Annotated in this window: 24 protein-coding genes; 13 read left to right on the plus strand and 11 right to left on the minus strand. The window is 58.0% G+C overall.

The window, feature by feature from the left end; all coding sequences use genetic code 11:
- Positions 1-76 precede the first annotated feature (76 nt).
- A complete protein-coding gene (sppA, locus tag AFK62_RS08260; protein WP_007678190.1) occupies positions 77-1,927 on the minus strand; it encodes a signal peptide peptidase SppA in 1,851 nt (616 codons plus the stop codon).
- A gap of 174 nt (positions 1,928-2,101) precedes the next feature.
- On the opposite strand from sppA, the gene AFK62_RS08265 reads away from it, so the two are divergent.
- The 4 genes from AFK62_RS08265 (at position 2,102) to AFK62_RS08280 (ending at position 6,193) form a co-directional block, all read left to right on the plus strand.
- Positions 2,102-2,653, plus strand: a complete 552-nt coding sequence (locus AFK62_RS08265; protein WP_007678188.1) for an NAD(P)H nitroreductase — start codon at positions 2,102-2,104, stop codon at positions 2,651-2,653.
- Positions 2,654-2,804: 151 nt separating this feature from the next.
- On the plus strand, positions 2,805-3,848 hold the full coding sequence (gene selD, locus AFK62_RS08270) for a selenide, water dikinase SelD (protein WP_007678185.1): 1,044 nt from the start codon (positions 2,805-2,807) through the stop codon (positions 3,846-3,848).
- Between the two features lie 3 nt (positions 3,849-3,851).
- A complete protein-coding gene (locus AFK62_RS08275; RefSeq protein WP_007678182.1) occupies positions 3,852-5,798 on the plus strand; it encodes a DNA topoisomerase III in 1,947 nt (648 codons plus the stop codon).
- 116 nt (positions 5,799-5,914) lie between these two features.
- Entirely contained in the window at positions 5,915-6,193 is a 279-nt protein-coding gene (locus tag AFK62_RS08280) for a YnjH family protein (RefSeq protein WP_007678169.1), read from the plus strand.
- Here AFK62_RS08280 and AFK62_RS08285 read toward each other — a convergent pair.
- Together AFK62_RS08285 and xthA are read right to left on the minus strand one after the other, a co-directional pair.
- Positions 6,153-6,566, minus strand: a complete 414-nt coding sequence (locus AFK62_RS08285) for a pyrimidine (deoxy)nucleoside triphosphate diphosphatase (RefSeq protein ID WP_007678161.1) — start codon at positions 6,564-6,566, stop codon at positions 6,153-6,155. The two genes, AFK62_RS08280 and AFK62_RS08285, sit on opposite strands and share 41 nt — an antisense overlap.
- Positions 6,567-6,611: 45 nt before the next feature.
- Positions 6,612-7,418, minus strand: coding sequence for an exodeoxyribonuclease III (gene xthA, locus AFK62_RS08290; RefSeq protein WP_007678159.1), 807 nt, complete (start codon positions 7,416-7,418; stop codon positions 6,612-6,614).
- Positions 7,419-7,860: 442 nt separating this feature from the next.
- Here xthA and astC point away from each other — a divergent pair, with 442 nt between their 5' ends.
- The 7 genes from astC to ves all read left to right on the plus strand — a co-directional run bounded on the left by astC (position 7,861) and on the right by ves (position 15,488).
- Positions 7,861-9,081 (plus strand): succinylornithine/acetylornithine transaminase, encoded by a 1,221-nt coding sequence (gene astC, locus AFK62_RS08295; RefSeq protein WP_007678146.1) that lies wholly within the window; start codon positions 7,861-7,863, stop codon positions 9,079-9,081.
- Positions 9,078-10,115 (plus strand): arginine N-succinyltransferase, encoded by a 1,038-nt coding sequence (astA, locus tag AFK62_RS08300; RefSeq protein ID WP_007678143.1) that lies wholly within the window; start codon positions 9,078-9,080, stop codon positions 10,113-10,115. Before astC ends, astA begins: the two co-directional genes overlap by 4 nt.
- A complete protein-coding gene (gene astD / locus AFK62_RS08305; protein WP_007678140.1) occupies positions 10,112-11,590 on the plus strand; it encodes a succinylglutamate-semialdehyde dehydrogenase in 1,479 nt (492 codons plus the stop codon). Before astA ends, astD begins: the two co-directional genes overlap by 4 nt.
- Positions 11,587-12,912 (plus strand): N-succinylarginine dihydrolase, encoded by a 1,326-nt coding sequence (astB, locus tag AFK62_RS08310; protein WP_007678138.1) that lies wholly within the window; start codon positions 11,587-11,589, stop codon positions 12,910-12,912. Before astD ends, astB begins: the two co-directional genes overlap by 4 nt.
- Positions 12,913-12,922: 10 nt before the next feature.
- Positions 12,923-13,888 carry a succinylglutamate desuccinylase gene (astE, locus tag AFK62_RS08315; RefSeq protein WP_007678134.1) on the plus strand — a complete coding sequence of 322 codons (966 nt, stop codon included), beginning with the start codon at positions 12,923-12,925 and terminating at the stop codon, positions 13,886-13,888.
- A gap of 295 nt (positions 13,889-14,183) precedes the next feature.
- Positions 14,184-14,666 (plus strand): ATP-independent periplasmic protein-refolding chaperone Spy, encoded by a 483-nt coding sequence (spy, locus tag AFK62_RS08320; protein WP_053531840.1) that lies wholly within the window; start codon positions 14,184-14,186, stop codon positions 14,664-14,666.
- Between the two features lie 276 nt (positions 14,667-14,942).
- The gene (ves, locus tag AFK62_RS08325) at positions 14,943-15,488 is read left to right on the plus strand and encodes an environmental stress-induced protein Ves (RefSeq protein WP_053531841.1); all 546 of its coding nucleotides are present in this window, start codon (positions 14,943-14,945) and stop codon (positions 15,486-15,488) included.
- Here ves and cho read toward each other — a convergent pair.
- The 3 genes from cho to nadE form a co-directional block, all read right to left on the minus strand.
- Entirely contained in the window at positions 15,485-16,366 is an 882-nt protein-coding gene (cho, locus tag AFK62_RS08330; RefSeq protein ID WP_007678131.1) for an excinuclease Cho, read from the minus strand. The genes ves and cho overlap by 4 nt on opposite strands.
- Before the next feature lie 68 nt (positions 16,367-16,434).
- Positions 16,435-17,325, minus strand: coding sequence for an aromatic amino acid DMT transporter YddG (gene yddG / locus AFK62_RS08335; protein WP_007678130.1), 891 nt, complete (start codon positions 17,323-17,325; stop codon positions 16,435-16,437).
- 97 nt (positions 17,326-17,422) lie between these two features.
- Complete coding sequence (nadE, locus tag AFK62_RS08340) at positions 17,423-18,250, minus strand: ammonia-dependent NAD(+) synthetase (protein ID WP_007676303.1); 828 nt, start codon at positions 18,248-18,250, stop codon at positions 17,423-17,425.
- A 252-nt stretch (positions 18,251-18,502) separates the two neighbouring features.
- Here nadE and osmE point away from each other — a divergent pair, with 252 nt between their 5' ends.
- Positions 18,503-18,844, plus strand: coding sequence for an osmotically-inducible lipoprotein OsmE (gene osmE / locus AFK62_RS08345; RefSeq protein ID WP_007676306.1), 342 nt, complete (start codon positions 18,503-18,505; stop codon positions 18,842-18,844).
- A gap of 115 nt (positions 18,845-18,959) precedes the next feature.
- Here osmE and katE read toward each other — a convergent pair whose 3' ends face one another.
- Entirely contained in the window at positions 18,960-21,215 is a 2,256-nt protein-coding gene (katE, locus tag AFK62_RS08350) for a catalase HPII (protein ID WP_007676310.1), read from the minus strand.
- Between the two features lie 195 nt (positions 21,216-21,410).
- Between katE and cedA the strand changes: the two genes are divergently transcribed.
- Positions 21,411-21,656: a cell division activator CedA gene (cedA, locus tag AFK62_RS08355; RefSeq protein WP_264358479.1), complete on the plus strand. Its 246-nt coding sequence runs from the start codon at positions 21,411-21,413 to the stop codon at positions 21,654-21,656.
- 165 nt (positions 21,657-21,821) lie between these two features.
- Here the strand turns inward: cedA and AFK62_RS08360 are convergent, their stop codons facing one another.
- From AFK62_RS08360 to hxpB, 4 genes are all read right to left on the minus strand, one after another.
- Entirely contained in the window at positions 21,822-23,213 is a 1,392-nt protein-coding gene (locus AFK62_RS08360; RefSeq protein WP_007676316.1) for an L-cystine transporter, read from the minus strand.
- Between the two features lie 135 nt (positions 23,214-23,348).
- Entirely contained in the window at positions 23,349-23,939 is a 591-nt protein-coding gene (locus AFK62_RS08365) for a metal-dependent hydrolase (RefSeq protein ID WP_007676319.1), read from the minus strand.
- A 113-nt stretch (positions 23,940-24,052) separates the two neighbouring features.
- Positions 24,053-24,808 (minus strand): 2-dehydro-3-deoxy-D-gluconate 5-dehydrogenase KduD, encoded by a 756-nt coding sequence (kduD, locus tag AFK62_RS08370; RefSeq protein ID WP_007676322.1) that lies wholly within the window; start codon positions 24,806-24,808, stop codon positions 24,053-24,055.
- A 190-nt stretch (positions 24,809-24,998) separates the two neighbouring features.
- Positions 24,999-25,667 (minus strand): hexitol phosphatase HxpB, encoded by a 669-nt coding sequence (hxpB, locus tag AFK62_RS08375; protein WP_007676325.1) that lies wholly within the window; start codon positions 25,665-25,667, stop codon positions 24,999-25,001.
- Positions 25,668-25,690 lie beyond the last annotated feature (23 nt).

A 25,690-nucleotide genomic window follows, 5' to 3' on the forward strand; every position in this document is an offset into this window, starting at 1 on the left:
CCGCGCAGTATAGTGGCGGTCGACAAAAAAATCAGCCCGGCATAAGCCGGGCTGTGACAGAAACGAGGCCTGCGCGTTAGCGCACGTCGCCGCAGGTCAGGCAGAACGCGTACCGATTTTGCGGATCGTTAAAGGCGGCAAGCTTATCGCCTTCCTTTTTCGCCGCCAGTGCCGCATCAGCGACCGGCGCAGGGAGCCACGCCTGAAGCGCCTGCGGCAGCATCGCGTGCACCGAGCCGGTCAGGTTCGCGAACACCATATCGATAAAGCTGGGTTCATCCTGATAGAAATCGAGATGCCAGCTTTTCAGCTTCGCCAGTTCAGCGGCTTTTTTCACCGCGTCGTCGAAGTCGCCGAGGCTATCCACGAGACCGTTGTTCTTCGCATCTTCACCGGTCCAGACGTGGCCCTGCGCAATCTGGTCAATCTGCTGCGGCGTCTTGTTACGCGACTGCGCGACCAGGTTGATAAAGCGCTGATAGCCGTTTTCGATAGTTATCTGCATCAGTTTTTGCACTTCCGGCGGCAGCGCTTTGGTCACCGCCACATCTGCAAGCGCAGAGGTCGCCACACCATCGGTATGCACGCCAATCGCGTCCAGGCTGTTTTCCATCGTATTGATCACACCGAAAATACCGATAGAGCCAGTGAGCGTGCTCGGATTCGCCACAATGTAGTTCGCAGGCGTGGAGATCCAGTAGCCGCCCGAGGCCGCCATACCGCCCATCGACACCACCACAGGTTTACCGGCTTCTTTCGCGGCCGCCAGCTCCTGACGGATGGTTTCAGAGGCCGTCACGCTGCCGCCAGGGCTGTTCACACGCAGCACAATCGCTTTCACTTTCGGGTCGATACGCGCATCGCGGATCTGCCCGGCCGTGGTGTCGCCGCCAACGTTCCCCGGCGTCTCCTGACCGTCCATGATCGCGCCGTTCGCGAACACCACAGCGATGCTGCCGCCCTCGTCAGACGGTTTATTCACCGGGTAGTCGTAAATGCTGACACCGCGGAAATCTTTGTCTTTGTCGCTCCAGCCGAACTGTTTCACCAGCGCTTTATCAATGGTTGCGCTGCTCGCCAGCTCATCCACCAGCTTATGGTCGAGCGCATATTTGGCGGTATCGCCACCTGCGGCTTCAAGGCCTTCAATCATCGCCTGGGCACCCGGGAAAATCTGGCTTGCCGGCACCTGACGATTAGCCGCGAGCGTGCCGAGATAGTTCTGCCACAGCTCGCCAATCCAGCGGCTGTCGGCCTCGCGCGCTTCCGGCGACATATTGTCGCGGATAAACGGTTCGACGGCGGATTTATACGTCCCGACGCGGAAGACGTGCGTCGTCACTTTGAGCTTATCAAGCAAGGATTTGTAATAGAGGCCATTCGTGGCGAAACCGTGAAGATCGACGGTGCCCTGCGGCGAGAGCCAAATTTTATTGGCGAAGCTCGCAAGATAATACTGGCTCTGGCTGTAGCTCTCGCCAATGGCGTACACCGGCTTACCGGCGTCGCGGAATTCGCGCAGCGCCTTACCGATATACTGCATCGAGGGCTGATCGGCCCCGGCGAAATCTTTCAGATCCAGCACGATGCCCGTAATGTTACGGTCCTCTTTCGCCTGGCGAATCGCGTTGACGATATCAAAGAGTGAATTTTCCTGCAGGCGGTCAGAGCTTGCGCCAAAAAGCTGGCGGCCAAGCGCGCTAAGCTTATTGTTGACCGACGGTTTATCCACCACCACGCCGCTGATATCGAGCAGCAGGGCGCCGCGCCCCGGCTCCGACGGGCCGCTGTTAAGCTGCATCCAGATACCGACGCCCACCAGCACCAGCAAAAGAAACAGCAGATTCATCACCAGCTCTCTGATGAAGTTGAGCAGGCGCCAGGTCCACTTAAAGAATCCGGCAATAATTCGCCAAAGGGTACGCATTTACTCTCCCTAATCCGTGAATAACGGGGAACCCCGTAACCTCCCGCTACAGGCGGGACGCCGACAAAGTGTAAATACCCCGGGCGGCCTTGTCAGCAGGAAACGCCGGCAGGGTGTAACAAAACATACCGCTGTGTTAATTTTATGATTAAAAATCATCACAGGAGAGTTGAGATGGATGCATTAGATATGCTGGTCAACCGCCGCAGCGCCTCGCGTCTCGCCGAGCCTGCGCCGACGGGCGAGGCGCTGGAAAACATTCTTCATGCGGGCCTGCGCGCCCCGGATCACGGCACGCTACAGCCGTGGCGCTTCTTTGTTATCGAAGGGGAAGGGCGCGAGCGCTTCAGCGCCCTGCTGGAGAAAGCCGCCCTTGCTGACAACCAGGAAGAAAAAGCCGTTGATAAAGCCCGTAACGCGCCGTTTCGCGCGCCGCTTATCATCACTGTGGTCGCCCATTGTCAGGAGCACCACAAAGTGCCGCGCTGGGAGCAAGTCGTCAGCGCCGGTTGCGCGGTCATGGCGATGCAGATGGCGGCGCTCGCCCAGGGCTTTAACGGCATCTGGCGCAGCGGCCCGTTTACCGATAACCCGCTGGTGCGCGAGGCGTTTGACTGCCGCGAGCAGGATCAAATTGTCGGTTTTCTCTATCTCGGCACCCCGCAACTGAAGGCGTCCACCACCATTAACCTGCCGGACACCGCTCCCTTCGTGCGTTATTTCTGAAGCCCTCGCGCAAAACTGTCTGGATTGTGAGCAAAAGCGGCGCAATTCAGACAGCCATACTTACCACTCCGCCTTTCAGGCGCTACCATAAGCGCGCGTTATTTATCGAATGATGTCGATCACCTGATTCTGACCAAACAAGGAGCGGTCCATGAGTGAGCAAGCGATTCGTCTGACCCAATACAGCCACGGAGCAGGTTGCGGTTGTAAAATTTCCCCGAAAGTGCTGGAAACCATCCTGCACAGCGATCAGGCGAAGTTTATCGACCCCAACTTGCTTGTCGGCAACGAAACCCGCGACGATGCGGCGGTGTATGACCTGGGCAACGGTACGAGCGTTATCAGCACCACCGATTTCTTCATGCCGATCGTGGACAACCCCTTTGATTTTGGCCGCATCGCGGCGACAAACGCCATCAGCGATATTTTTGCCATGGGCGGCAAACCGATTATGGCTATCGCTATCCTCGGCTGGCCGGTCAATACGCTGGCACCGGAAATCGCCCGCGACGTCGTTGAAGGTGGGCGCTTCGCCTGCCAGCAGGCGGGCATCGCGCTGGCGGGTGGGCACTCAATCGACGCGCCGGAGCCGATTTTTGGCCTGGCGGTGACGGGCATTGTGCCGACGGAGCGCGTGAAGAAAAACAGCACCGCCGAGGCGGGTTGTAAGCTCTTTCTCACTAAACCGCTGGGCATCGGTGTGCTCACTACGGCTGAGAAGAAATCACTGCTGCGCCCGGAACATCAGGGCCTTGCCACTGAAGTGATGTGCACCATGAATAAAGCAGGCGCGGATTTTGCGCAAATTAACGGCGTGCGGGCGATGACCGACGTCACCGGCTTCGGGCTGCTTGGCCACTTAAGTGAAGTGTGTCAGGGGGCAGGGCTTCAGGCGGAGCTCTGTTATGAGTCCGTGCCGAAACTGCCGGGCGTGGAAGACTATATCGCGCAGGGCGCGGTGCCAGGCGGTACCAGCCGCAACTTTGCAAGCTATGGTCACCTGATGGGCGACATGCCGGACGCCTGGCGCAGTCTGCTGTGCGACCCGCAAACCTCCGGCGGTCTGTTGCTGGCAGTTGACCCGGCGGCAGAAGCCGAGGTTCAGGCCGTCGCAGCGCAACATGGCATTAAGCTCAGCGCCATTGGCGAGCTAAAAACCGCGCGTGGCGGCCGCCCCATGGTGGAGATTCGCTGATCGATGCGGTTGTTTATTGCCGAAAAACCCAGTCTGGGGCGTGCCATTGCCGATGTGTTGCCTAAGCCGCACCGCCGGGGCGATGGGTTTATTGAATGCGGAAACGGTCAGGTGGTCACCTGGTGTGTCGGGCATCTGCTGGAGCAGGCCCAGCCGGACGCCTATGACAGCCGCTATGGCCGCTGGAATCTCGCCGATCTGCCTATCGTGCCGGACAAATGGCAGTTGCAGCCAAAACCGGCCGTCGCAAAGCAGCTTAACGTCATTAAAAAGCTGCTGCGCGAGGCGCAGGAAGTGGTCCACGCGGGCGACCCGGACCGCGAGGGGCAACTGCTGGTAGACGAAGTACTCGACTACCTGCAACTGCCCCAGGAGAAACGCCAGCAGGTGCGCCGCTGCCTGATTAACGATCTCAACCCGCAGGCGGTTGAGCGCGCCATCGACAAGCTGCGCGAGAACCGTGAGTTCGTGCCGCTTAGCACCTCAGCGCTCGCCCGCGCTCGCGCAGACTGGCTTTACGGCATTAACATGACCCGCGCCTATACGCTGCTTGGGCAGAACGCGGGCTACCAGGGCGTGCTCTCGGTAGGCCGTGTCCAGACGCCAGTGCTTGGGCTGGTGGTGCGGCGAGATGAAGAGATAGAAAACTTCATCGCCAAAGATTTCTTCGAGGTGAAAGCGCATATCGTCACGCCCGCGCAGGAGCGATTTACCGCGCTCTGGCAGCCGAGCGAAGCCTGTGAGCCTCATCAGGACGAAGAAGGTCGATTGTTAAACCGTGCGCTGGCGGAACATGTCGTCAAACGCATCGATGGCAAGCCCGCGCGGGTCACAAGCTATAACGACAAACGCGAGAGCGAAGCCGCGCCGCTGCCGTTTTCGCTCTCAACGCTGCAAATTGAGGCGGCCAAACGCTTCAACTTAAGCGCCCAGACGGTGCTGGATATCTGCCAGAAGCTCTACGAAACCCACAAACTCATCACGTATCCGCGCTCCGACTGCCGTTACCTGCCGGAAGAACACTTCGCAGGCCGCCATGCGGTGTTAAACGCCATTGGCGTGCACGCGCCGGATCTCAATCCGGGGTCTGCGGTCGACCCGTCGCGGCGCAACCGCTGCTGGGACGATAAAAAAGTGGACGCGCACCACGCCATTATCCCGACGGCGCGCAGCGCGTCGGTCTCGCTTTCTGAGGGCGAGGCGAAAGTTTATGGCCTGATTGCCCGTCAGTATCTGATGCAGTTTTGCCAGGACGCCCAGTTTCGTAAATGTGTGATAGAGCTCGAAATCGCAGGCGGCAAGTTCATCGCCAAAGCGCGCTTTCTCGCTGAAGCGGGCTGGCGTACGCTCCTTGGCGCCAAAGAGCGCGATGAAGAGAACGACGGCACGCCGCTGCCGGTGGTGGCAAAGGGGGATGAACTGCTGTGCGAGCGCGGCGAGGTTGTTGAGCGCCAGACGCAGCCACCACGCCACTTCACCGACGCCACGTTACTCTCGGCCATGACCGGCATCGCACGTTTTGTACAGGATAAAGATCTGAAGAAAATCCTGCGCGCGACCGACGGGCTCGGCACCGAAGCGACCCGCGCGGGTATTATCGAACTGCTGTTCAGGCGCGGTTTTCTGGAAAAGCAGGGGCGCTACATTCACTCCACACCTGCCGGGAAAGCGCTGATCCATGCGCTGCCGGAGCTTGCCGCGCGTCCGGATATGACGGCGCAGTGGGAATCGACACTCACCCAAATCAGCGAAAAGCAGTGTCGCTATCAGGATTTCATGCAGCCGCTGGTACAGACGCTCTACACGCTGATTGACCAGGCGCGCAGTGCGCCGGTTCGGCAGTTCCGCGGGCTGGTCGCGCCACAGAAGGCGCAAAAAGGGCGCGCGGGGAAGGGCGGCAAAAAGCCGACGTTTCGCAAGCGCAGCGGTGCGCAGCCAGCAACCGAGTAACGCAGGGATAAACCTTACGCCCGCCTGGCCGATACTCTTTAAAGGAAACCGCGACGCGCCAGAGTGAAAACAGGCGTCGCGCAGCGGCGTCATCACGCAACAAGAGGGGAAACAGGGTGTCAGTGAAACAGAGTTTATTCGCAGTGCTGGCGCTGCTTGCGACACTGCCGGCCGGTGCAGACAGGCTGCGCCCGGATGTGCAGGTCAATGTGCCGGAAGAGGTCTTTAACACCGGGGGGCAGCGTTCACAGCAATGCATCCAGTGCTGCGTCTATCAGGATCAGAACTACTCGGAAGGGGCGGTCATTAAGGCCGATGGCGTGCTGCTGCAGTGCCAGCGCGATGAGAAAACGCTCAGTACGAATCCGCTGGTCTGGCGTCGCGTACGGACATAAACGCCTCCAGCAAGGGAATATCCGCCGGGGCGAGCGCATAGCCGAACGCCTCGTGCGGCTCGCACCACGCAAGCGCGCTATGACACAGCGCCTGCGGCTCGCCCGCGAAATCCTCCACGCACCACGCATGTAACCGAATGACGCGCCCGGAGACCTCCCGCGTGTGGCTTGCGACATACGCGCCAATGCGCGCCTCAATCGACAGTTCCTCCAGAAGCTCACGTGCGAGTGCCGACGGCTGGCTTTCGCCAGCTTCAACTTTGCCGCCAGGAAACTCCCACAACCCCGCTTGATCGCTCTTTGCTGAACGCTGCGCGAGCAGAAGACGGCCATCGCGAACGATAATCGCTGCCACAACGTCAATCATGTGCATAGTGATGACTCCGAAAGGCTCCTCCTGCAGGAGGAGCCATGCGCATTACAGCGAGAAGGTCGCCCAGACGGGCGCGTGATCGGAAGGTTTTTCCATGGCGCGGATATCGTAATCGATGCCCGTTTCCACCAGACGCTCCATCAGCGGCGCGCTCGCCAGCAACAGGTCAATACGCAACCCGCGATTATCGTCAAACCCTTTCGAGCGGTAGTCAAACCACGAGTAACGGTCAGCGGCGTCCGGGTTCGCGTGGCGGAAGGTATCCACCAGGCCCCAGTTCAGCAGACGACCCATCCATTCCCGCTCTTCCGGCAGGAAAGAACATTTGCCGGTGCGCAGCCAACGTTTGCGGCTCTCTTCACCAATACCGATATCCAGATCGGCGGGGCTGATATTCATATCGCCCATGATAAGCACCGGGTTGTCTTTGGTGAGCACGGTTTCCAGATACTGTTGCAGATCCTGGTAAAACTTTGCTTTCGCCGGAAACTTCACGGCGTGATCGCGGCTTTCGCCCTGCGGGAAGTACCCGTTGATCACCGTGATGTTGCCAATGGCGGAGGGAATTTCTGCCATGATGATGCGACGCTGCGCGTCTTCATCGTCACCCGGAAAGCCGCGGCGCACCGCAACCGGCGTCGCTTTGGTCAGCAGCGCCACGCCGTAATGGCCTTTCTGGCCGTGATAAAACACGTTGTAGCCCAGTTTCGCCACCTCTTCGAGGGGAAACATATCATCATGGACTTTGGTTTCCTGCAGGCCAATGACGTCCGGCTGATGCTGTTCCACCAGCGCGGCAAGCTGGTGAGGGCGGGCGCGCAGGCCATTGATGTTAAAAGAGATGAATTTCATAGTCGCGAACACACTGGATAAACAAGAGTGGCGCGATGGTATCAGAAAAAACGGCGGCGCGTCTCCCGGCCCGGTACGGTTATACCAATGGCTGCCAGCGATGAATGACACCTTTTCCTGCACTAAAACAGCGCTTGCGCCCTGAAATGGGGCATATTTTCACGACAAATCCCGGCTACGATCACAAATCCAGAACAATATTTTATCAATGCATAATAGTGCGAGTTTTTTTACCACCAGAGCCGTTTTCGCTTAAAAGTATTCACTTTTTATGCATTAAAAGTGAATAGAGAAGGCGCGTAACCTATTGATTTATAGTTTTTCCCTCCCGGGTATGCATTTTCTTCGCTGGCTGGCATGAAGCGTGCAATCTACAGTAAGAGCGCAAATGAATCATTTCATTAACAAATAAACAACCATTTTTTTACCGGACGAGGTCGCTATGTCGCAGTCAATTACCCGCCAGAACTTTGATGAGTGGATGATCCCCGTTTACGCCCCGGCAGCGTTTATTCCTGTGCGGGCTGAGGGGTCTACGCTCTGGGATCAGGAAGGCAAAGAGTATATCGATTTCGCCGGCGGCATCGCGGTAAACGCGCTCGGACATGCGCATCCGAAACTGCGCCAGGCGCTGGAAACCCAGGCGGCGAAAATCTGGCATACCGGCAACGGCTACACCAACGAACCGGTGCTGCGTCTCGCCAAACGGTTGATTGACGCAACCTTCGCTGACCGCGTCTTTTTCTGTAACTCCGGCGCGGAAGCTAACGAAGCGGCACTAAAACTCGCCCGCAAATATGCTCACGACCATTACGGACCGCAGAAAAGCGGCATTGTCGCCTTCAAAAATGCCTTTCACGGCCGCACGCTGTTTACCGTATCGGCGGGCGGTCAGCCATCTTACTCTCAGGATTTTGCACCGCTGCCGCCGCAAATCAGCCATGCCGCGTTTAACGATCTCGATTCCGCCGCTGCGCTGATTAATGACGACACCTGCGCGGTGATTGTCGAGCCGGTGCAGGGCGAAGGGGGCGTGGTGCCTGCCGATAAAGCCTTCCTGCAGGGGTTGCGCGAGCTTTGCGATCGTCATAACGCGCTGCTGATTTTCGATGAAGTTCAGACCGGCGTCGGGCGCACCGGTTCGCTCTATGCCTACATGCACTATGGCGTGACACCGGATGTGCTCTCGACCGCCAAAGCGCTGGGCGGCGGTTTCCCGATTGGCGCGATGCTAACCACCGAGCGCTGCGCGGCGGTAATGGGTGTCGGCACCCACGGCACCACATACGGCGGCAACCCGCTGGCCAGTGCGGTGGCGGGTGAAGTGCTGGATCTCGTTAACACGCCAGAGATGCTGGAGGGTGTGAAAGCCCGCCACGATGCGCTGGTCGAACAGCTCAACGCCATTAACCAGCGACTCGGCCTGTTTAAAGAGATCCGCGGTCTGGGCCTGCTGCTTGGCTGTGTGCTGAAAGACGAGTACGCCGGTAAAGCGAAGGCGATTTCGCTCGCGGCGGCACAGGAAGGCGCGATGGTATTGATTGCGGGCGCCAATGTGCTGCGCTTTGCGCCTGCGCTCAACATCAGCCATCAGGAAATTGAAACCGGGCTTGGCCGCGTGGCGCGCGCCTGCGAAAACTGGCTTAAGGAGGGCGCATCATGATGGTCATTCGCCCCGTTACGCATGACGACGTGCCGGCGCTGTTAAAGCTTGCCGCAAAAACCGGCGGCGGGCTGACCTCACTGCCAGTGGATGAAAAAACGCTGAGCGCGCGCGTCGAGCGTTCGTTACAGACCTGGCGTAATGCACTGGAGCCTGGCGATCAGGGCTATGTCTTCGTGCTTGAAGATACCGACAGCCGTACAGTTGCCGGGATCTGCGCCATCGAAGTGGCCGTCGGCCTCAGCGAACCCTGGTATAACTACCGCGTCGGCACGCTGGTGCACGCCTCGAAAGAGCTGAATGTCTATAACGCGCTGCCGACGCTCTTTCTCAGTAACGATCACACCGGCAGCAGTGAGCTGTGCACGCTGTTTCTTGACCCGGACTGGCGCAAAAACGGCAACGGCTATCTGCTCTCTAAATCCCGGTTTATGTTCATGGCCGCGTTTCGCGACCGTTTTAATGAAAAAGTGGTGGCTGAAATGCGCGGGGTGATCGACGAGCATGGTTATTCGCCGTTCTGGGAAAGCCTTGGTCAGCGCTTTTTCTCAATGGAGTTCAGCCGCGCCGATTACCTGTGCGGCACCGGCCAGAAGGCGTTTATCGCCGAGCTGATGCCAAAACATCCCATCTACACCCAGTTTCTTTCCGAAGAGGCGCAGAGCGTGATTGGCCAGGTCCATAAAGACACTGCGCCGGCGCGCGCTGTACTGGAGGCCGAAGGATTCCGTTACCGCAACTATGTGGACATCTTTGACGGCGGCCCGACGCTTGAATGCGATATCGACCGCGTACGTGCCATCCGCAAAAGCCGCCTGGTTGAAGTGGCGGAAGGCCAGCCAGCGACCGGCGATGATCTGCCTGCCTGTATGGTCGCGAACGAAAGCTATGACCATTTCCGCGTGATGCTTATTCGCGCCAGACCTGACGCCGACAGGCTCATTCTGGACGCCGCCACGCTTGAAGCCCTGAAATGCCAGCATGGCGACCAGGTTCGCCTGGTGCGCCTGTGCCCTGAGGAGAAAAAAGTATGAGTCTATGGATTAACGGTGAGTGGATAACGGGGCAGGGCGAGGTGCTGGAAAAACACAATCCGGTCGGTGGTGAGCGGCTCTGGCAGGGGCGGGCGGCTGATGATGCCCAGGTCAACGCGGCGTGCGCCGCGGCCCGCGCGGCGTTTCCGGCCTGGGCGAAGCGTCCGTTTGCCGAGCGTCAGGCGCTGGCTGAGCGTTTTGCAGCCCTGCTGGAAGAAAACAAAGCTGAACTGACCCGTATCATCGCGCAGGAAACCAGCAAACCCCGCTGGGAAGCAGCCACCGAAGTTACGGCGATGATCAATAAAGTGGGGATTTCGCTCAAGGCCTACCAGACTCGCACCGGTGAGCAGCACACGCCGATGCCGGACGGCGCGGCCACGCTGCGCCATCGCCCGCATGGCGTGCTGGCGGTATTCGGGCCGTATAACTTCCCCGGTCATCTGCCGAACGGGCATATTGTCCCGGCGCTCCTCGCGGGCAATACGCTGGTGTTTAAACCAAGCGAACTGACGCCCCATACCGGCGAAGCCGTAATCAAGCTCTGGGAGAAAGCGGGCCTGCCCGCAGGCGTGCTGAATCTGGTGCAGGGCGCACGCGCGACAGGCCAGGCGCTGTCGGCGCAGCCGGATATCGATGGTTTACTGTTTACCGGCAGCGCTAACACGGGCTATCAACTGCACCGTCAGCTCGCCGGACAGCCGGAGAAAATCCTGGCGCTGGAAATGGGCGGCAATAACCCGCTCATTGTTGAGGATCCGGATGACATTGATGGCGCAGTACATCTGACTATTCAGTCGGCGTTTATCACCGCGGGCCAGCGCTGTACCTGCGCACGCCGTCTGCTGGTGAAGCGTGGCGCGGCGGGCGATGCCTTCCTTGCGCGGTTGGTCGAGGTGGCAGCACGTCTGCGCCCTGGCGCGTGGGATGCCGAACCGCAACCGTTCATGGGTGGGCTTATCAGCGCACAGGCAGCGGAGCGGGTGCTGGAGGCGTGGCAGGGCCATCTGACGCGTGGCGGCAACGCGCTGTTAACGCCGTCGCTGGTGCAGGCGGGCAGTTCGCTCCTGACGCCAGGCATTGTCGAACTGACCGGCGTGGCGGAGGTGCCGGATGAAGAAGTCTTCGGGCCGCTGCTGGGCGTCTGGCGCTATGATGACTATCAGGAGGCCATCGCGCTGGCTAACGCCACGCGTTACGGCCTCTCCTGTGGGCTTATCTCACCGGTGCGCGAAAAGTTTGACCAGCTCCTGCTGGAAGCGCGTGCAGGCATTGTGAACTGGAACAAACCGCTGACGGGGGCGGCCAGTACGGCGCCGTTTGGCGGTGTGGGTACTTCGGGCAACCATCGCGCCAGCGCCTGGTATGCGGCAGATTACTGCGCCTGGCCGATGGCGTCGCTTGAAAGCCCGAGGTTCGCTCTGCCCCAGACATTGAACCCGGGGCTCGATTTTGGCGCGAAGGAGCAGGCATGAAAGCACGCGAAGTCAACTTTGATGGACTGGTGGGGTTAACCCACCACTATGCGGGGCTGTCATTCGGTAACGAAGCCTCGACAAAACACCGTTTTCAGGTCTCTAACCCGAAGCTTGCGGCGAAGCAGGGCCTGGCCAAGATGAAAGCGCTGGCGGACGCGGGCTTTGCGCAGGCCGTGATCCCGCCGCAGGAGCGCCCGAATCTGGCCGCGCTGCGCCAGATTGGGTTCACCGGACGTGATGAGCAGGTGCTGGAGAAAGCCTGGCGTGCAGCCCCGCATCTGCTTTCTGCCGCCAGCTCCGCTTCCTCAATGTGGGTGGCGAATGCGGCGACCGTTTCGCCGTCTGCCGACACGCTTGATGGCAAGGTGCATCTGACGGTCGCAAACCTGAACAACAAATTCCATCGCGCCAGCGAGGCGCCCGGAACCGAGCGTCTGCTGCGCGCGATTTTTCGCGATGAATCGCGCTTTATCGTGCATCCGGCGCTGCCTCAGGTAGCGATGTTTGGCGACGAAGGCGCGGCGAACCATAACCGGCTCGGTGGCGATTACGGCGAGCCGGGTATGCAGCTTTTTATTTACGGTCGCGAAGAGAGCGGGGCGCTAATCCCGGCGCGTTACCCGGCCCGCCAGACGCTGGAGGCCTCGCAGGCCGTCGCGCGGCTCAATCAGGTCGAACCCGATCGCGTTATCTTCGCCCAGCAAAACCCGGCGGTGATTGACCAGGGGGTTTTTCACAACGACGTGATTGCGGTATCAAACCGTCAGGTTCTGTTTTGCCATCAGCACGCGTTTTTGCATCAGCAGGCGCTGCTTGAGCAACTCGCCGCGAAAGTGCCGGGCTTCACGCCGCTGGTCGTGCCCGAAAACGACGTCTCGGTGCAGGACGCGGTTGAAACGTATCTTTTTAATAGCCAGTTGCTAAGCCGCGATGACGGCTCGATGGTGCTGGTATTGCCGGAGGAATCACGCCGCCACGAGGGCGTATGGCGTTATCTGAACCAGTTGCTGGCAGCGGATAACCCCATCAGCGAACTGAATGTTTTTGACCTGCGCGAAAGCATGGCGAACGGCGGCGGCCCGGCGTGCCTGCGCCTGCGCGTCGTGCTGACCGATGCCGAACGTCAGGCCGTGAACCCGGCGGTCATGATGAATGAGACTCTCTTTACGCGGCTCAACGCCTGGGTCGATCGTCACTACCGTGACCGGCTGACGCAGGAGGATTTAGTCGATCCGCAATTGCTGCGAGAAGGGCGCGAGGCGCTTGATGCGCTGACGCGTCTGCTTGATCTTGGCAGCGTTTATCCGTTCCAGCAGTAAGGAGCCTTGGGTGGAAGATTTTATCGCGCGAACACTCGCAGGCGAAGCACCGCCTGTACAGCGTTGCCAGCGTGGGCCGGTGCGGCTTGAATGGCTGGAAGAAGGCGTTATGCAGCTTACGCCGGCAGGCCCGACGCGTGGCGCGCTGGTGGTGAGTGCGGGCATTCATGGCAACGAAACCGCGCCGGTGGAGATGCTCAGTGAACTTCTTGCGCCGCTACTGCGCGGCGAGACACCGCTCGTCTGGCGGCTGTTAGTTGTGCTGGGCAACCCCGCGGCGCTGCGGGCCGGTCGTCGGTTTATCGATTACGATCTCAACCGGCTTTTCGGCGGGCGCTGGCAGACGGCTGAGCCTGGTACGGAAACCGCGCGCGCCGCGCGGCTTGAGGCAGCGCTGGAGACATTTTTCAGCGCGGGCGACGAGGCCATCCGCTGGCATCTGGATCTGCATACGGCGATTCGCGCATCGGCCTTTCCGCGCTTTGGCGTGCTGCCCGCCCGCCCGCGCGCCTGGCCGGAGGATTTTCTGATGTGGCTTGGCGACGCCGGGTTACAGGCGCTGGTGTTTCACCGCACGCCGGGCGGCACCTTCAGCCACCTGTCCTGTGAGCGTTTCGCGGCGCTGAGCTGCACGCTGGAGCTTGGTAAAGCGCTGCCGTTTGGCCAGAACGATCTCAGCCGGTTTTCGCTGACCCAGCGGGCGCTCGCGGCGCTGCTTGATGGCTCACCGCTGCCTGCAAGCGACATTGCGCCGCGTCGTTTTGAAGTGGCGCAGCAGCTGACCCGCCGCAGTGAGCATTTTGTGTTGCATATGACCGGCGACACGGAAAATTTCACGGTATTTAACGCCGGGACATTGCTGGCTGAAGATGGTGATGAGCGTTATTACGCGCAGGAAAATGAACGTGTGTTATTTCCTAACCCGTCCGTCGCGCTGGGGTTGCGGGCAGGATTAATGCTGAAAGAAATAAAATAATTTACGGCTCCGTATGGGGCCGTAGAAATAATGCGGAAAATTCTTAGCGGTTTGCTTTTATTTGCAGCGTGGTGCCTTTATACTGCGCTCAATAAATCTTCATAATCAATGCATTGTAATATCTTAAAAACGTTATCCTTTCTTTTTCCTTATTTCCTCCATAATCGCACAATCTTTGTTTTTTATGCTTTCACTGTTTTACTCAGACTCTGACTTATTGACGAATCTGCCCGTAGAATTAATCTCGTCAAGGCGACAACCTGTTGCTGAATTAACTGAAAGTAAGGACAACATTATGCGTAAATTAACGGCTATCTTCGTTGCTTCCACACTGGCTCTCGGCGCGGCAAACCTGGCGCATGCGGCGGACGCCCCGGCGCCTGATGCGAACGGCAAGCCAATGATGCAGCATAAAGGTCCGCGCGGACCGCATCACGATATGATGTTCCAGGGCCTGAACCTTACCGATGCGCAAAAACAACAGATCCGCGACATCCGTAAAGCCGAGCGTGAAAAATTCGAGCGCCCGTCGCTGGATGAACGTCGTGCAATGCATGCGCTGATCGCAAGCGACAGCTTCGATAAAGACAAAGCGCAGGCCCAGATAGACAAAATGGATGACCAGCGTAAAGCCCGTATGCTTGCCCATATGGAAACCCAGAACAAAATCTATAACGTACTGACGCCTGAGCAGAAAAAGCAGTTTAATGCCAATTTTGAGAAGCGTCTGACAGAACGTCCTGCTCCTGAAGGTAAAATGCCTGCAGATTCAGAATAATTTCTGACACTGCTTAAGACCGCCGGTTTTGTCCAGTTCCCTTAGGGGCGCAGGCCAGAACCGGCGGTTTTTCTTTTCCCGCGCCTCTTGCCACGTAATTTCTGTTGGTTATCATTCTCATGCCGCTGCGCTGTTCCGCACGAGTGCCGTTTAAGGATCCGCTACAGCAATCCTCTGGCGTTGCCGATAACGATGCCAGTGAAACTATACCGATAATTTTTGCGCCGCAGCCCGTCTGCGACGTTTTGCGCACCATGCGTTTTTCCAGGAGTGGGGATGGAATTTTTCGACGTCAAAAAAATGCCGGTGAACCTGTGGCGTAACGGCGCAGGCGAAACCCGCGAGATCTGCTGCTTTCCGCCGACCCGGGATTTCAACTGGCGCGCCAGTATCGCCTCGCTTGCCAGTAACGGCGAATTCAATGTTGTGCCGCAGGTTGACCGTGTAGTGATGCTACTGGACGGCGGCGAAGTGACGCTCCACAGCGGCGGCGGGTTTCGCCATACGTTAAAGCGTCACCAGCCCTTTACCTTTGCGGGCGAGCATCCGGTGCGTGCTGAGCTCACTGACGGGCGCATGTCGCTTGATTTCAATCTGATGACCCGACGCGATCGCTGCCGTGCGCAGGTGCGCGTTGCGGACCGCACGTTTACCACCCGCAACGCACGCGGCGGGATTGTTTATGTGCTGAGCGGTGCCTGGCAGCTTAACGATAAACTGCTGACAGCCGAGCAAGGGGCATGGTGGCAGGAAGGGATGCATACCCTTCGGTTGCTGAAAACCGAAGGGCAACTGCTGTTTAGCGAAATTACGTATCTTTAGCCCAGGCGCGCGCTGCCGCCGATTTCGATAATCTCGTGCTCGCCGCTGATGAGCGGTTTGCAGAGAATACGATAGCCATCGTTGTCAAAGCCTTGCGGCGCGCGTGAGATTTTCGCCACGTCACTTAACGATTCGACCGAGCCTAACCAGTACCAGTTATGGATGATATGGTACTGGGTCATCTCGCCAAACGTTTCCCGCAGACCCACCGGCCCGTTCCATGGCCAGCAGATCACCCGCATTCTGTCCAGCGCGTCCATTAAACGGGCGTTGTGGTCGTCGAGCGGTTCTTTACCGCAACAGGCCCCCGCGCAGCGCTTGAGCGCCGAGCGGAAACAGGCACGCCCTGGCCGGACCGATTCCAGCCCAAGCAGGCCGTAGCAGAGCTGTTGTTCATCGGCTATCGACTGTAGTGTGCCGAGTGCCGCCCGACGGCTCGAAAACAGACCATACAGCCCCGGCTGGTGCGAGAAATCGACATCGCGCGCGTATACCACCTCGGGTTTTTCGCCTTTCAGTTGCAGCGAACAAAGCTGCCGGTTGCGACGCAGGCGTTTATTGAACAGCGGCTGCTGCTCTTTAATCATCTGGGCCTCCAGCAGCAGTGCGCCAATTTCACCCGCGGTGCGGATAAACGTGATGCGCCGCGACTGGCGCAGCATTGAGGCTTCGTCGGGCGTGCGCAGGTGCGAGAGCACCCGGCTGCGAATGTTGACGCTCTTGCCGATATACAGCGGCATGGTTTCGCTTTCGCCATGAAAGACATACACGCCAGGGTGTTTTGGCAAATCGTCGAGCCACGGACGCAGATGTTCGGGATATTCATAAATTGCCGCTTTTTCAAACTCCAGCCGCGGCGCGCCAGTACGCCTTACCACATCACTCTCCTGAATACTGTTTACTTATCCAGTCTATCAGGGAATGTGTGGTTGAAAAAGCATCATCTTCAGTTCAGCTTACGTGTCGCGAGCCAGCAGAGCAGGGAGCCTGCCACGACCATCGCCACGCCCTGCCAGAAGGCGATACCCGGCGCGAGGCCAAGCCACAGGCTCGCCAGCAGCGCCGAGAGCACGGGTGTGAAGTAAGAGGCAGTGGCAAGCAGCGTCATATTGCCGTGCTGAAGGCTGTAGTTCCACGCGGCATAAGCCGTGGCGGTGGACAATCCCATAAAGAGTAGTTGCGCGACAGCCCAGACGGAGAGCTGCATCGGCGGCTGCGGTGCGAGGAAATATTTCAGCCAAAGCGCCGCGGCAGTGGCGCAGAAAAAGAGCGCCACGCCATTCTGGCCGTTGCTCCAGCGGCGCGTGAGGTTACAGTAAAACGCCCAGACGATGGCGGCGCTGAAGGCGAGCGCATACGCGGTCGGATTATCCTGCACGTTGAGCCAGAGCTGGGCAGGCGACCAGTCGCCATCGCCTTTGAGAACCTGAAACACGCCCGCTACCGCCAGCAGCAGGCCCGGCCATAGCCAGACGCGGCAACGCTGGCCGTTAATCAGCACGGCCAGTAGCACCGTCAGGCTCGGCCAGAGATAGTTAATCATGCCCAGTTCCAGCGACTGCGCGCGGGTGTGCGCAAGGCCTATCGCCAGCGCCAGGCAGATTTCATAACCGACAAACAGGGCCCCGCCGATAAGCAGATAGCGGCGTGGCAGGCGTTTCGGGTGTATCAAACCCGGGGAGACCATCAGACAAAGAGAACTGACGGTGTAGATGAGCGCTGCGCCGCCCACCGGGCCAAACGCTTCGCTGATGCTGCGAAACAGGCCGACAGAGGTGCTCCAGAGCACAATGGCCGCAAGGCCTGGCAGCGTGGCGCGCTGCGTTGAAACTGACATACGTCATCCGTGAAAAATGCGCTGTCGCGCAAAAGAAAAACGACAAGAAAGCGGGGCGGCGCTACATCCCCGGCGAGCCGGGGATGTATCCGGGCGATTACTGTTTCCAGAAATCGTCGAAAACAGTGATGGGTGGACGACGTTTGTGTTCGGTTTTGACATACCAGCCGTCGATGATTTGGCTGATTTTTTCATCGACAGGTTTACCTTCCAGGTAATCATCAATGTTGTCATAGGTGACGCCCAGCGCCACTTCGTCCGGGAGCGACGGACGATCGTCTTCCAGATCGGCGGTCGGCACTTTCAGGTAAAGATGTTCCGGGCAGCCCAGTGTTTTTAGCAGCTGTTTGCCCTGACGTTTATTCAGGCGGAACAGGGGGTTGATGTCAGTGCCGCCATCGCCATATTTTGTGTAAAAGCCGGTTACGGCTTCGGCAGCATGGTCAGTGCCCACCACCACGCCTTTGGTCATCCCGGCGATGCTGTACTGGGCTTTCATACGCTCGCGCGCTTTCTCATTACCGCGAACAAAATCGCTCAGTTCGATTCCTGCCTCGCGCAGTGCTTTTTCGCTCGCCAGTACCGACTCTTTAATGTTGACCGTCAGCACTTTATCCGGCTGGATGAAGGCCAGCGCGTCTTGGCAGTCTTTTTCATCAAACTGTACGCCGAAAGGCAGGCGCACCGCGATAAACTGGTAGCTCTGATCGCCCGTTTCGTCACGCAGTTCCGTGATGGCAAGCTGGCTTAGTTTGCCCGCAAGGGTGGAATCCTGACCGCCACTGATGCCAAGCACCAGGGTTTTCAGAAACGGATAGGCTTTCAGATAAGCCTTCATAAAATCGACGCTACGGCGGATCTCTTCGTTTGCGTCAATCTGTGGTTTTACCCCAAGCGCCTGAATAATTTCTTGTTGTAATGCCATTTACCCCTCCAGTCTGGTTCGCCCGCAACGCGCAGGCATTGAAATGGTTATCTGTTAAAGCTAACCCGTTGTGAGCAAAACGACAAGTTGTCGCCGCTCTGCCGCCGTCGTGCGGGGCGCTCGCGGTTTTTAGGCAGGCAAAAGGCCTGCGAGGAATACTCTTAATTTCTGTGTGTTTCGGGTAACGAGTTGAAAAATGTTATTTTATATTCCAGGCTTATCTGCACACGCTGAAAAAAAGAGGATGACACAATGAACAAGAAGTTTGCAGGATTTCTGGGTGCAGCGGCAGTGATGACCATGCTGGCAGGGTGTACGGCTTACGATCGTACCGCCGATCAGTTTACCCAGCCGGTGGTTAAAGATGTGAAAAAAGGCATGAGCCGTCAGCAGGTCATGCAGATTGCGGGTAAACCTTCTTCTGAAGTGACCATGATCCACGCGCGCGGCACCTGCCAGACCTATATTCTGGGCAGCCGCAACGGCAAAACCGAAACCTATTTCGTCGCGCTGGACGAAACAGGTCACGTACTGAACTCTGGTTACCAGACCTGTTCTGAGTACGATACCGACCCGCAGGCACCGAAACAGTAATTGCGGTGAACAAAAAAAACCGGCTCCGGCCGGTTTTTTTGTGCCTGTCACACATACATTACGGGCCATAAAAAACGCCGCATTACGCGGCGTTTTAGCGTGTGACAAACGGCAATTAGGCCGGGATCGAGGCGACTTTCGGAGTACGCGCCCAGACGCGGTGGCAGGCGAGCTGGTGAATGAAATCATCCATGAAACTGCCTGAAGCATCATCGGCTTCAACGATCCCTTCTTCCCCCGTATCCGGTACGGCGAGCCGGCTTTTCAGGCCACGCGCATCGCCCATCAGGCCGATCGCTTTAAGGTGCTTGTAGGCCTCCAGCAGGTAGTACACGGCATCACCGTTATCGGCAAGCGCGCTTGCCGCACCCCCCGGTACCAGAACGGCGTCCACCGTGACGGACGGCGAACCTGAGAACGTACCTGCTATCTCAAGCTGTGAACCGTCATCGGCAGTGACGCTACCCATGCGGCTGTACAACAGTTTCGCGTGCACGCCGTGTGATTTCAGCGCCTGCAACATCGCGAGCAGATCGGCGGATTTCACCTTATCGTTGAGCAGTACGGCGACCACACGGCCTTTTACTGTGCCGCCTGGCATTGCATAAAGGCTCAAGGACGGATCTTTTTTCAGCCCGTTGACATCTTTTGGCGGCGCAACGTGCATCTGCTCATCCGAAAGCGTAATGCCAAGGTTGTTCGCCACCGGATTCGCCAGTGAAATATCGATATGGCAGAGGTGATCCACCACGCGCTCGCGGATATAGCTGCGCACTACTTTGCTGAGCTCAAAGCTGAACGCATCAATAATGTGGCGCTGCTCGACTGGCGTCTGGCTTTGCCAGAAGAGACGCGGCTGCGAGTAATACTCATTGAATGACGGGCTGCGCTCGCGGATTTTATGGCCCTCAACGCGCACCTGATGACTTTCAAACCCGCCGGCTTTTGGCGCAGACGGTGTTTCGCGCGGCCAGTTGTCGTTAATCGAGTTCGGTTCATAGTTGGCCGGGTTGGTGTCGATATCCATCCGGTGCATGCCGTCACGCTGGAAGTTATGGTAAGGGCAGGTCGGGCGGTTAATGGGGATTTCGTGGAAATTGGGCCCGCCTAAACGGCTTATTTGGGTGTCGGTGTAGGAGAAAAGACGCCCCTGCAACAGCGGATCGTTGCTGAAATCCAGCCCCGGTACGATATGCCCCGGGTGAAATGCCGCCTGCTCGTTTTCCGCGAAGAAGTTATCGGGGTTGCGGTTCAGCACCATTTTGCCGACCAGTTGCACAGGCACCAGCTCTTCCGGAATCAGTTTGGTGGCATCCAGCAGGTCGAAATCAAATTTGAACTCATCCTCTTCAGGGATCAGCTGCACGCCGAGTTCATATTCAGGGTAGTCGCCCGCTTCAATCGCCTCCCACAGATCGCGACGGTGAAAATCCGGATCGCGGCCGGTGAGCTTCTGTGATTCGTCCCAGAGTAAAGAAGCTTTGCCCGCCACCGGCTTCCAGTGGAAGCGCACAAACGTGCCTTTGCCTTCGGCATTGATAAAGCGGAAGGTATGAATGCCGAAGCCTTCCATAGTGCGGTAGCTGCGCGGAATGCCGCGGTCAGACATCGCCCACATCACGTTATGCAACGTCTCCGGCTGGAGCGAGACGTAATCCCAGAATGTGTCATGCGCGCTCTGTCCTTGTGGAATCGCCCAGTGCGGCTCCGGCTTCACGGCATGCACGAAATCCGGGAACTTATGGGCGTCCTGAATGAAAAAGACCGGCGTGTTATTACCTACCAGATCAAAAATCCCTTCTTCGGTATAAAACTTAGTGGCAAAACCACGGATGTCGCGCACCGTATCTGCCGAGCCCGCGTTGCCCTGAACGGTAGAGAAGCGCACAAACACCGGCGTGATTTTTTGCGGGTCGCTTAAAAAGGCAGCTTTGGTAATGTCGCTCAGGCTTTTGTAGGGCTGAAAGTAGCCGTGCGCGGCGGAACCGCGGGCGTGAACGATACGTTCAGGGATACGTTCATGGTCAAAATGCGTGATCTTTTCGCGCAGGATAAAATCTTCCAGCAGCGTCGGGCCGCGGGTGCCGGCCCGCAACGAGTTCTGATCGTCGGCGATGCGTACGCCCTGGTTGGTCGTTAGCGCCTCGTTCTCACCTCCTTTGCGAAAGGTTTCCAGCGCGCTGAGCTTATCGTTTGAGACCTGCGGTGCTTTCACGCTGCCCGGCGCGGTCGGCTGCTCGCCAGGCGGGGTCGGCGCCGGAGAAGGGCGGTGGGAGCCATCGGCAGGTGCCAGCGAACCCATACCTGGTTTAGATGACTGTGCGTCGTGGAACGGGGCCTGGTGGTTAGGGCGTTTCTCATCATTCGACATTGAACTCGTCTCCTTTCCTTTTCTTAAGCAGTCAGATGACTGCATGAAATGTAAGGTAACTATAGAACAGGCTTGAAGTTATTGCGGAAAAGAGGGCGGCGCAAAAAGCGGCAAATGAACGGTACATCGCACGCATGATGCGACGGAACGCCGTCCGATCCGCTATCATAGTGGTTTATCTTTTGTTTCCAGCCAGTGAATCCGACGCTTATGAAACCACTTCGTCATCAGAATCGTCCCGTTATCAGCTATGTTCCACGCGTAGAGCCCGCCCCGCCGGATCATGCGGATCGCATGGAGGGATTTGACGATGTCTGGGTGCTGAAGGGCAAATATGTGGCGTTTGTGATGTCCGGGGATAGTTTTCGCCGTTCGCCTGTGTTCAGCACCCCGGAAGCCGCCCAGCGCTGGGCGAATCAGCTCAAACAGGATGAGGTATAAGACGCATATCGTCGCGACGCGCCGAAGAAAAATGTCGCCTGACCTGAAAAAAAGCCCGCCGGATAGCGGGCTTTTTTACGTCCTGAGTCCGCACGTATGGATAGCGGCAAAAACAAAACCCCGGCACAGGGGCCGGGGTTTACAAAGATAACCTTTATTCTGCGATTAACGGTGCGCCAGTTCGGCTTCGTCGTCGCTGTTCAGAACGGTTTTATCCGTTTGCTTCAGCCACTGGCTGGTGAGCGTACCTGCGGTCATCGAACCACTGACGTTCAGCGCGGTACGGCCCATGTCGATAAGCGGCTCAACGGAGATAAGCAGCGCCACCAGCGTGACCGGCAGGCCCATCGCAGGCAGGACAATAAGTGCCGCAAAGGTTGCGCCGCCACCGACACCCGCCACACCGGCAGAGCTTAAGGTAACAATGCCCACCAGGGTGGCAATCCATACCGGGTCAAGGGGGTTGATGCCAACTGTCGGGGCGACCATTACAGCAAGCATTGTCGGGTAAAGGCCCGCGCAGCCGTTCTGGCCAATCGTCGCGCCAAAGGAGGCAGCGAACGAGGCGATCGATTCCGGCACGCCCAGACGACGTGTCTGCGCTTCGACATTCAGCGGAATGCTGGCGGCGCTGGAGCGGCTGGTAAACGCGAAGGTCAGAACCGGCCACACTTTACGGAAGTAGCGCAGCGGGCTGACGCCGTTCACGGCGAGCAGAATGCCGTGAACCACAAACATAATGCCGAGGCCCAGATACGAGGCGACCACAAAGCTGCCGAGTTTGATGATGTCCTGCAGGTTGGAGCCTGCTACCACTTTGGTCATCAGCGCCAGCACGCCGTAAGGGGTCAGCTGCATCACCAGACGTACCAGTTTCATTACCCAGCTTTGCAGCACGTCAATGGCGGCCAGTACGCGTTCGCCTTTCGGTGCGTCATCTTTCAGCAGCTTCAGTGCCGCCACGCCCAGGAAGGCGGCGAAAATCACGACGCTGATGATAGAAGTCGGGCTTGCGCCAGTGAGGTCAGCAAACGGGTTTTTCGGAATAAAAGAGAGAATCAGCTGCGGCACGGTCAGGTCGGCGACTTTCCCGGCGTAGTTGGTCTGAATGGCGTTCAGGCGCGCGGTTTCCGCGCTGCCCTGCACCAGACCTTCCGCCGTAAGGCCAAAGAGATTGGTGACCAGCACACCGACCAGTGCGGCGATAAGCGTGGTAAAGAGCAAGGTGCCGATGGTCAGCACGCTGATTTTACCAAGCGATGAGGCGTTATGCAGACGCGCGACGGCGCTTAAAATCATCGCAAATACCAGCGGCATCACGATCATCTGCAACAGCTGTACATAGCCGTTACCGACAATGTTAAACCACTGGATGGAGGTTTTCAGCGTCTCGCTGTCGGAGCCATAAATGGTATGCAGCGCCAGTCCAAAGACCACGCCCATCGCCAGACCGAGTAAAACTTTTTTTGCGAGGCTCCACTGCGTGTGACGCGTGCGCGCCAGCAATAGCAGCAGAACCACGAACGCAACTACGTTCGCTATCAGTGGAAGATTCATCCCCGTACTCCTGATGTCTTTATAACCGGCATAGCCGAAATGGCATGCCTTTATGTCGCAAAGGGTATCAGAATCAAAACAGCGTGCCTTATATCCAAATGGAATGGGTTATATCAAAACGCGATTTCAGCTTATTTACTGTTCCATCTGGTGATGAATAAAGCGATTAAACGTATTTTGCAGCGAATTGATTATCTCAGATGACCATCGCACCGCGCTGTTATCCGGCAGGCTCTGGGGCATCCAGACTGCCCAGACGAAAAGCGCCATGCAGAGCACCCGCTCCAGCTGGTTGCCTTTTTGCGGATAGAGCAGCGGCAGGCGAAAGCGCCAGCGACACGGCCAGAGCAGCGGCACGCCCGCAGGGGTAATCATGTCGGCAAGGATGTGGCTAAGGTAGCCAAGCACCAGCCCCTGCAGCGCATCGGCGGGGAGGATCCAGGTTTCCGGCACTTTGAGAAGAAAGAGCGTCAGCCCACCGAAAACGGCGAGCAGGCTGTGCGTAAAGCCCCGGTGGCCAAACATTCGCGCCACGGGTTTTGAGATCCACTTCAGCCGTTGCCCGAGAAACGATTTCGGGTGATCGATATCCGGCAACAGACAGGTCAGGATGGCGGAAGGAATAATATGCCACCAGTCGCCCTGCGCCAGCACAGGGGTCAGCTCGGCATTTTTGGCAAACACCGCGCAGGCAATCGAAAAAAGCAGGTGGCCTTCCGCCGTCATGATAAAACCCTGTAACTGTCAATCTATCCAGTATAGGGTTTTTATACAGTAGAGAAAAGTGGTGACGGTGTAACACTTTGTCACCGCAGGGCCCGTGACGCCTCGCTTTGAGGCTATCGGGCGAGCCAGCCGCCATCGACGGCGAGCGTATAGCCATTCACATAATCTGACGCTGCCGAGGCGAGGAAAATGACCGGCCCCTGTAAATCTTCTGGTTTACCCCAACGGCCTGCCGGAATACGCGCCAGGATCTCCTCGTTTCGCTCGGTATCTTCACGCAGCGCCTGGGTATTATTCGTCGCCATATAGCCCGGCGCGATGCCGTTAACGTTGATGCCGTAGGGCGCCCATTCATTGGCGAGCAGTCGGGTGAGGCCCAATACGCCGCTTTTCGAGGCGGTATAAGAAGGCACGCGAATGCCGCCCTGAAACGAGAGCATCGAGGCGACATTAATAATTTTACCGCCGCTGCCCTGAGCAATGAATTGCTTCGCGACCGCTTGTGAGAGAAAGAACAGCGCTTTGAGGTTGAGATCCATCACCTCGTCCCAGTCCTTTTCGCTGAAATTAAGGGCCTCGTCGCGACGAATAATCCCGGCGTTGTTGACCAGGATATCAACGTGGCCCAGCGCCTCGACGGTTCGGGCGACGAGCTCCTGTGGCGGTGCGCTGGCTAAATCTGCCTCAATGGCGACAAAACGACGGCCCAACGCATGCACTTTTGCGGCGGTTTCCAGTGCCGGACGGCGGCTGACGCCTGCGATATCACACCCGGCGGCGGCAAGCCCAAGCGCCATACCTTGTCCCAGGCCGGTATTGCATCCGGTCACCATCGCCACTTTTCCGGCAAGCGTGAATTTGTCCAGCATGTTCCGTTCCTCTTTGGCTCATCTACGCGGCGCAGGGAGATCTCCCTTTCGCATTCAAAGCAATGATAGGAGTCGCCTGAGCAAAAAACAAAAGTAAATGAAACTCTGTTTTAAAATTATGACAGAGGCAAGGTTTCGTCACAAAGCGCGTCATGAAGCCGCCACCGGTACGGCAGCGGTAAAGGTGGGATTAGCCGCGCAAATGCCAGGGTTCAAGCTCGATCAGCGAATGCAGTTGTACGTTAGCAAGCGCCCAGCGCGCGTCGGTGCGGTTTTCTTCGGCCGGCACGACAATTGAGCGCATCCGCGCGGCTTTTGTCGCGACCATGCCATTAACGGAGTCTTCCAGCGTTACGCAACAAAGCGGATCGACGCCGAGTTTCGCAGCAGCGTCCAGATAGACCTGCGGGTGCGGTTTGCTGTACGGCAGATGTTCGGCGGAGGCGAGCGCATCAAAATGTTCGCGCAGCCCGAAAATCGTTAACACGCGCTCCAGCATAAACAGCGGCGAGGCCGATGCGAGGCCCACCTTAAGCCCCTGCGATTTGCACAGCGCAATGGCATCCGCCACGCCCGGCAGCAGCGGGCGCTGCTCTTCCACCAGCGTCATGGCGCGGCTGATGATGCGCTGCGTCACCTCGGCGACTGACGGGCCGTTCCACGGCTGCTGCGCAAACCACAATTCAACGACCAGATCGATGCGAAGCCCTAACGTATCGGGCAGTTCATGACGGCGTGAGGTATCAACCCCAAGCGTCGCCATCACTTCAAGTTCCGCCTGGTCCCAGAGCGGCTCGGAATCAATCAGTAAACCATCCATATCGAAAATAGCGGCGAGAATCTGTCGCGGCGAAGACATCGTCTGTCACTCCTTCTTTTTAC

Origin of the sequence: Cronobacter condimenti 1330 (assembly GCF_001277255.1) — a bacterium.
Classification (GTDB): Bacteria; Pseudomonadota; Gammaproteobacteria; order Enterobacterales; family Enterobacteriaceae; genus Cronobacter; species Cronobacter condimenti.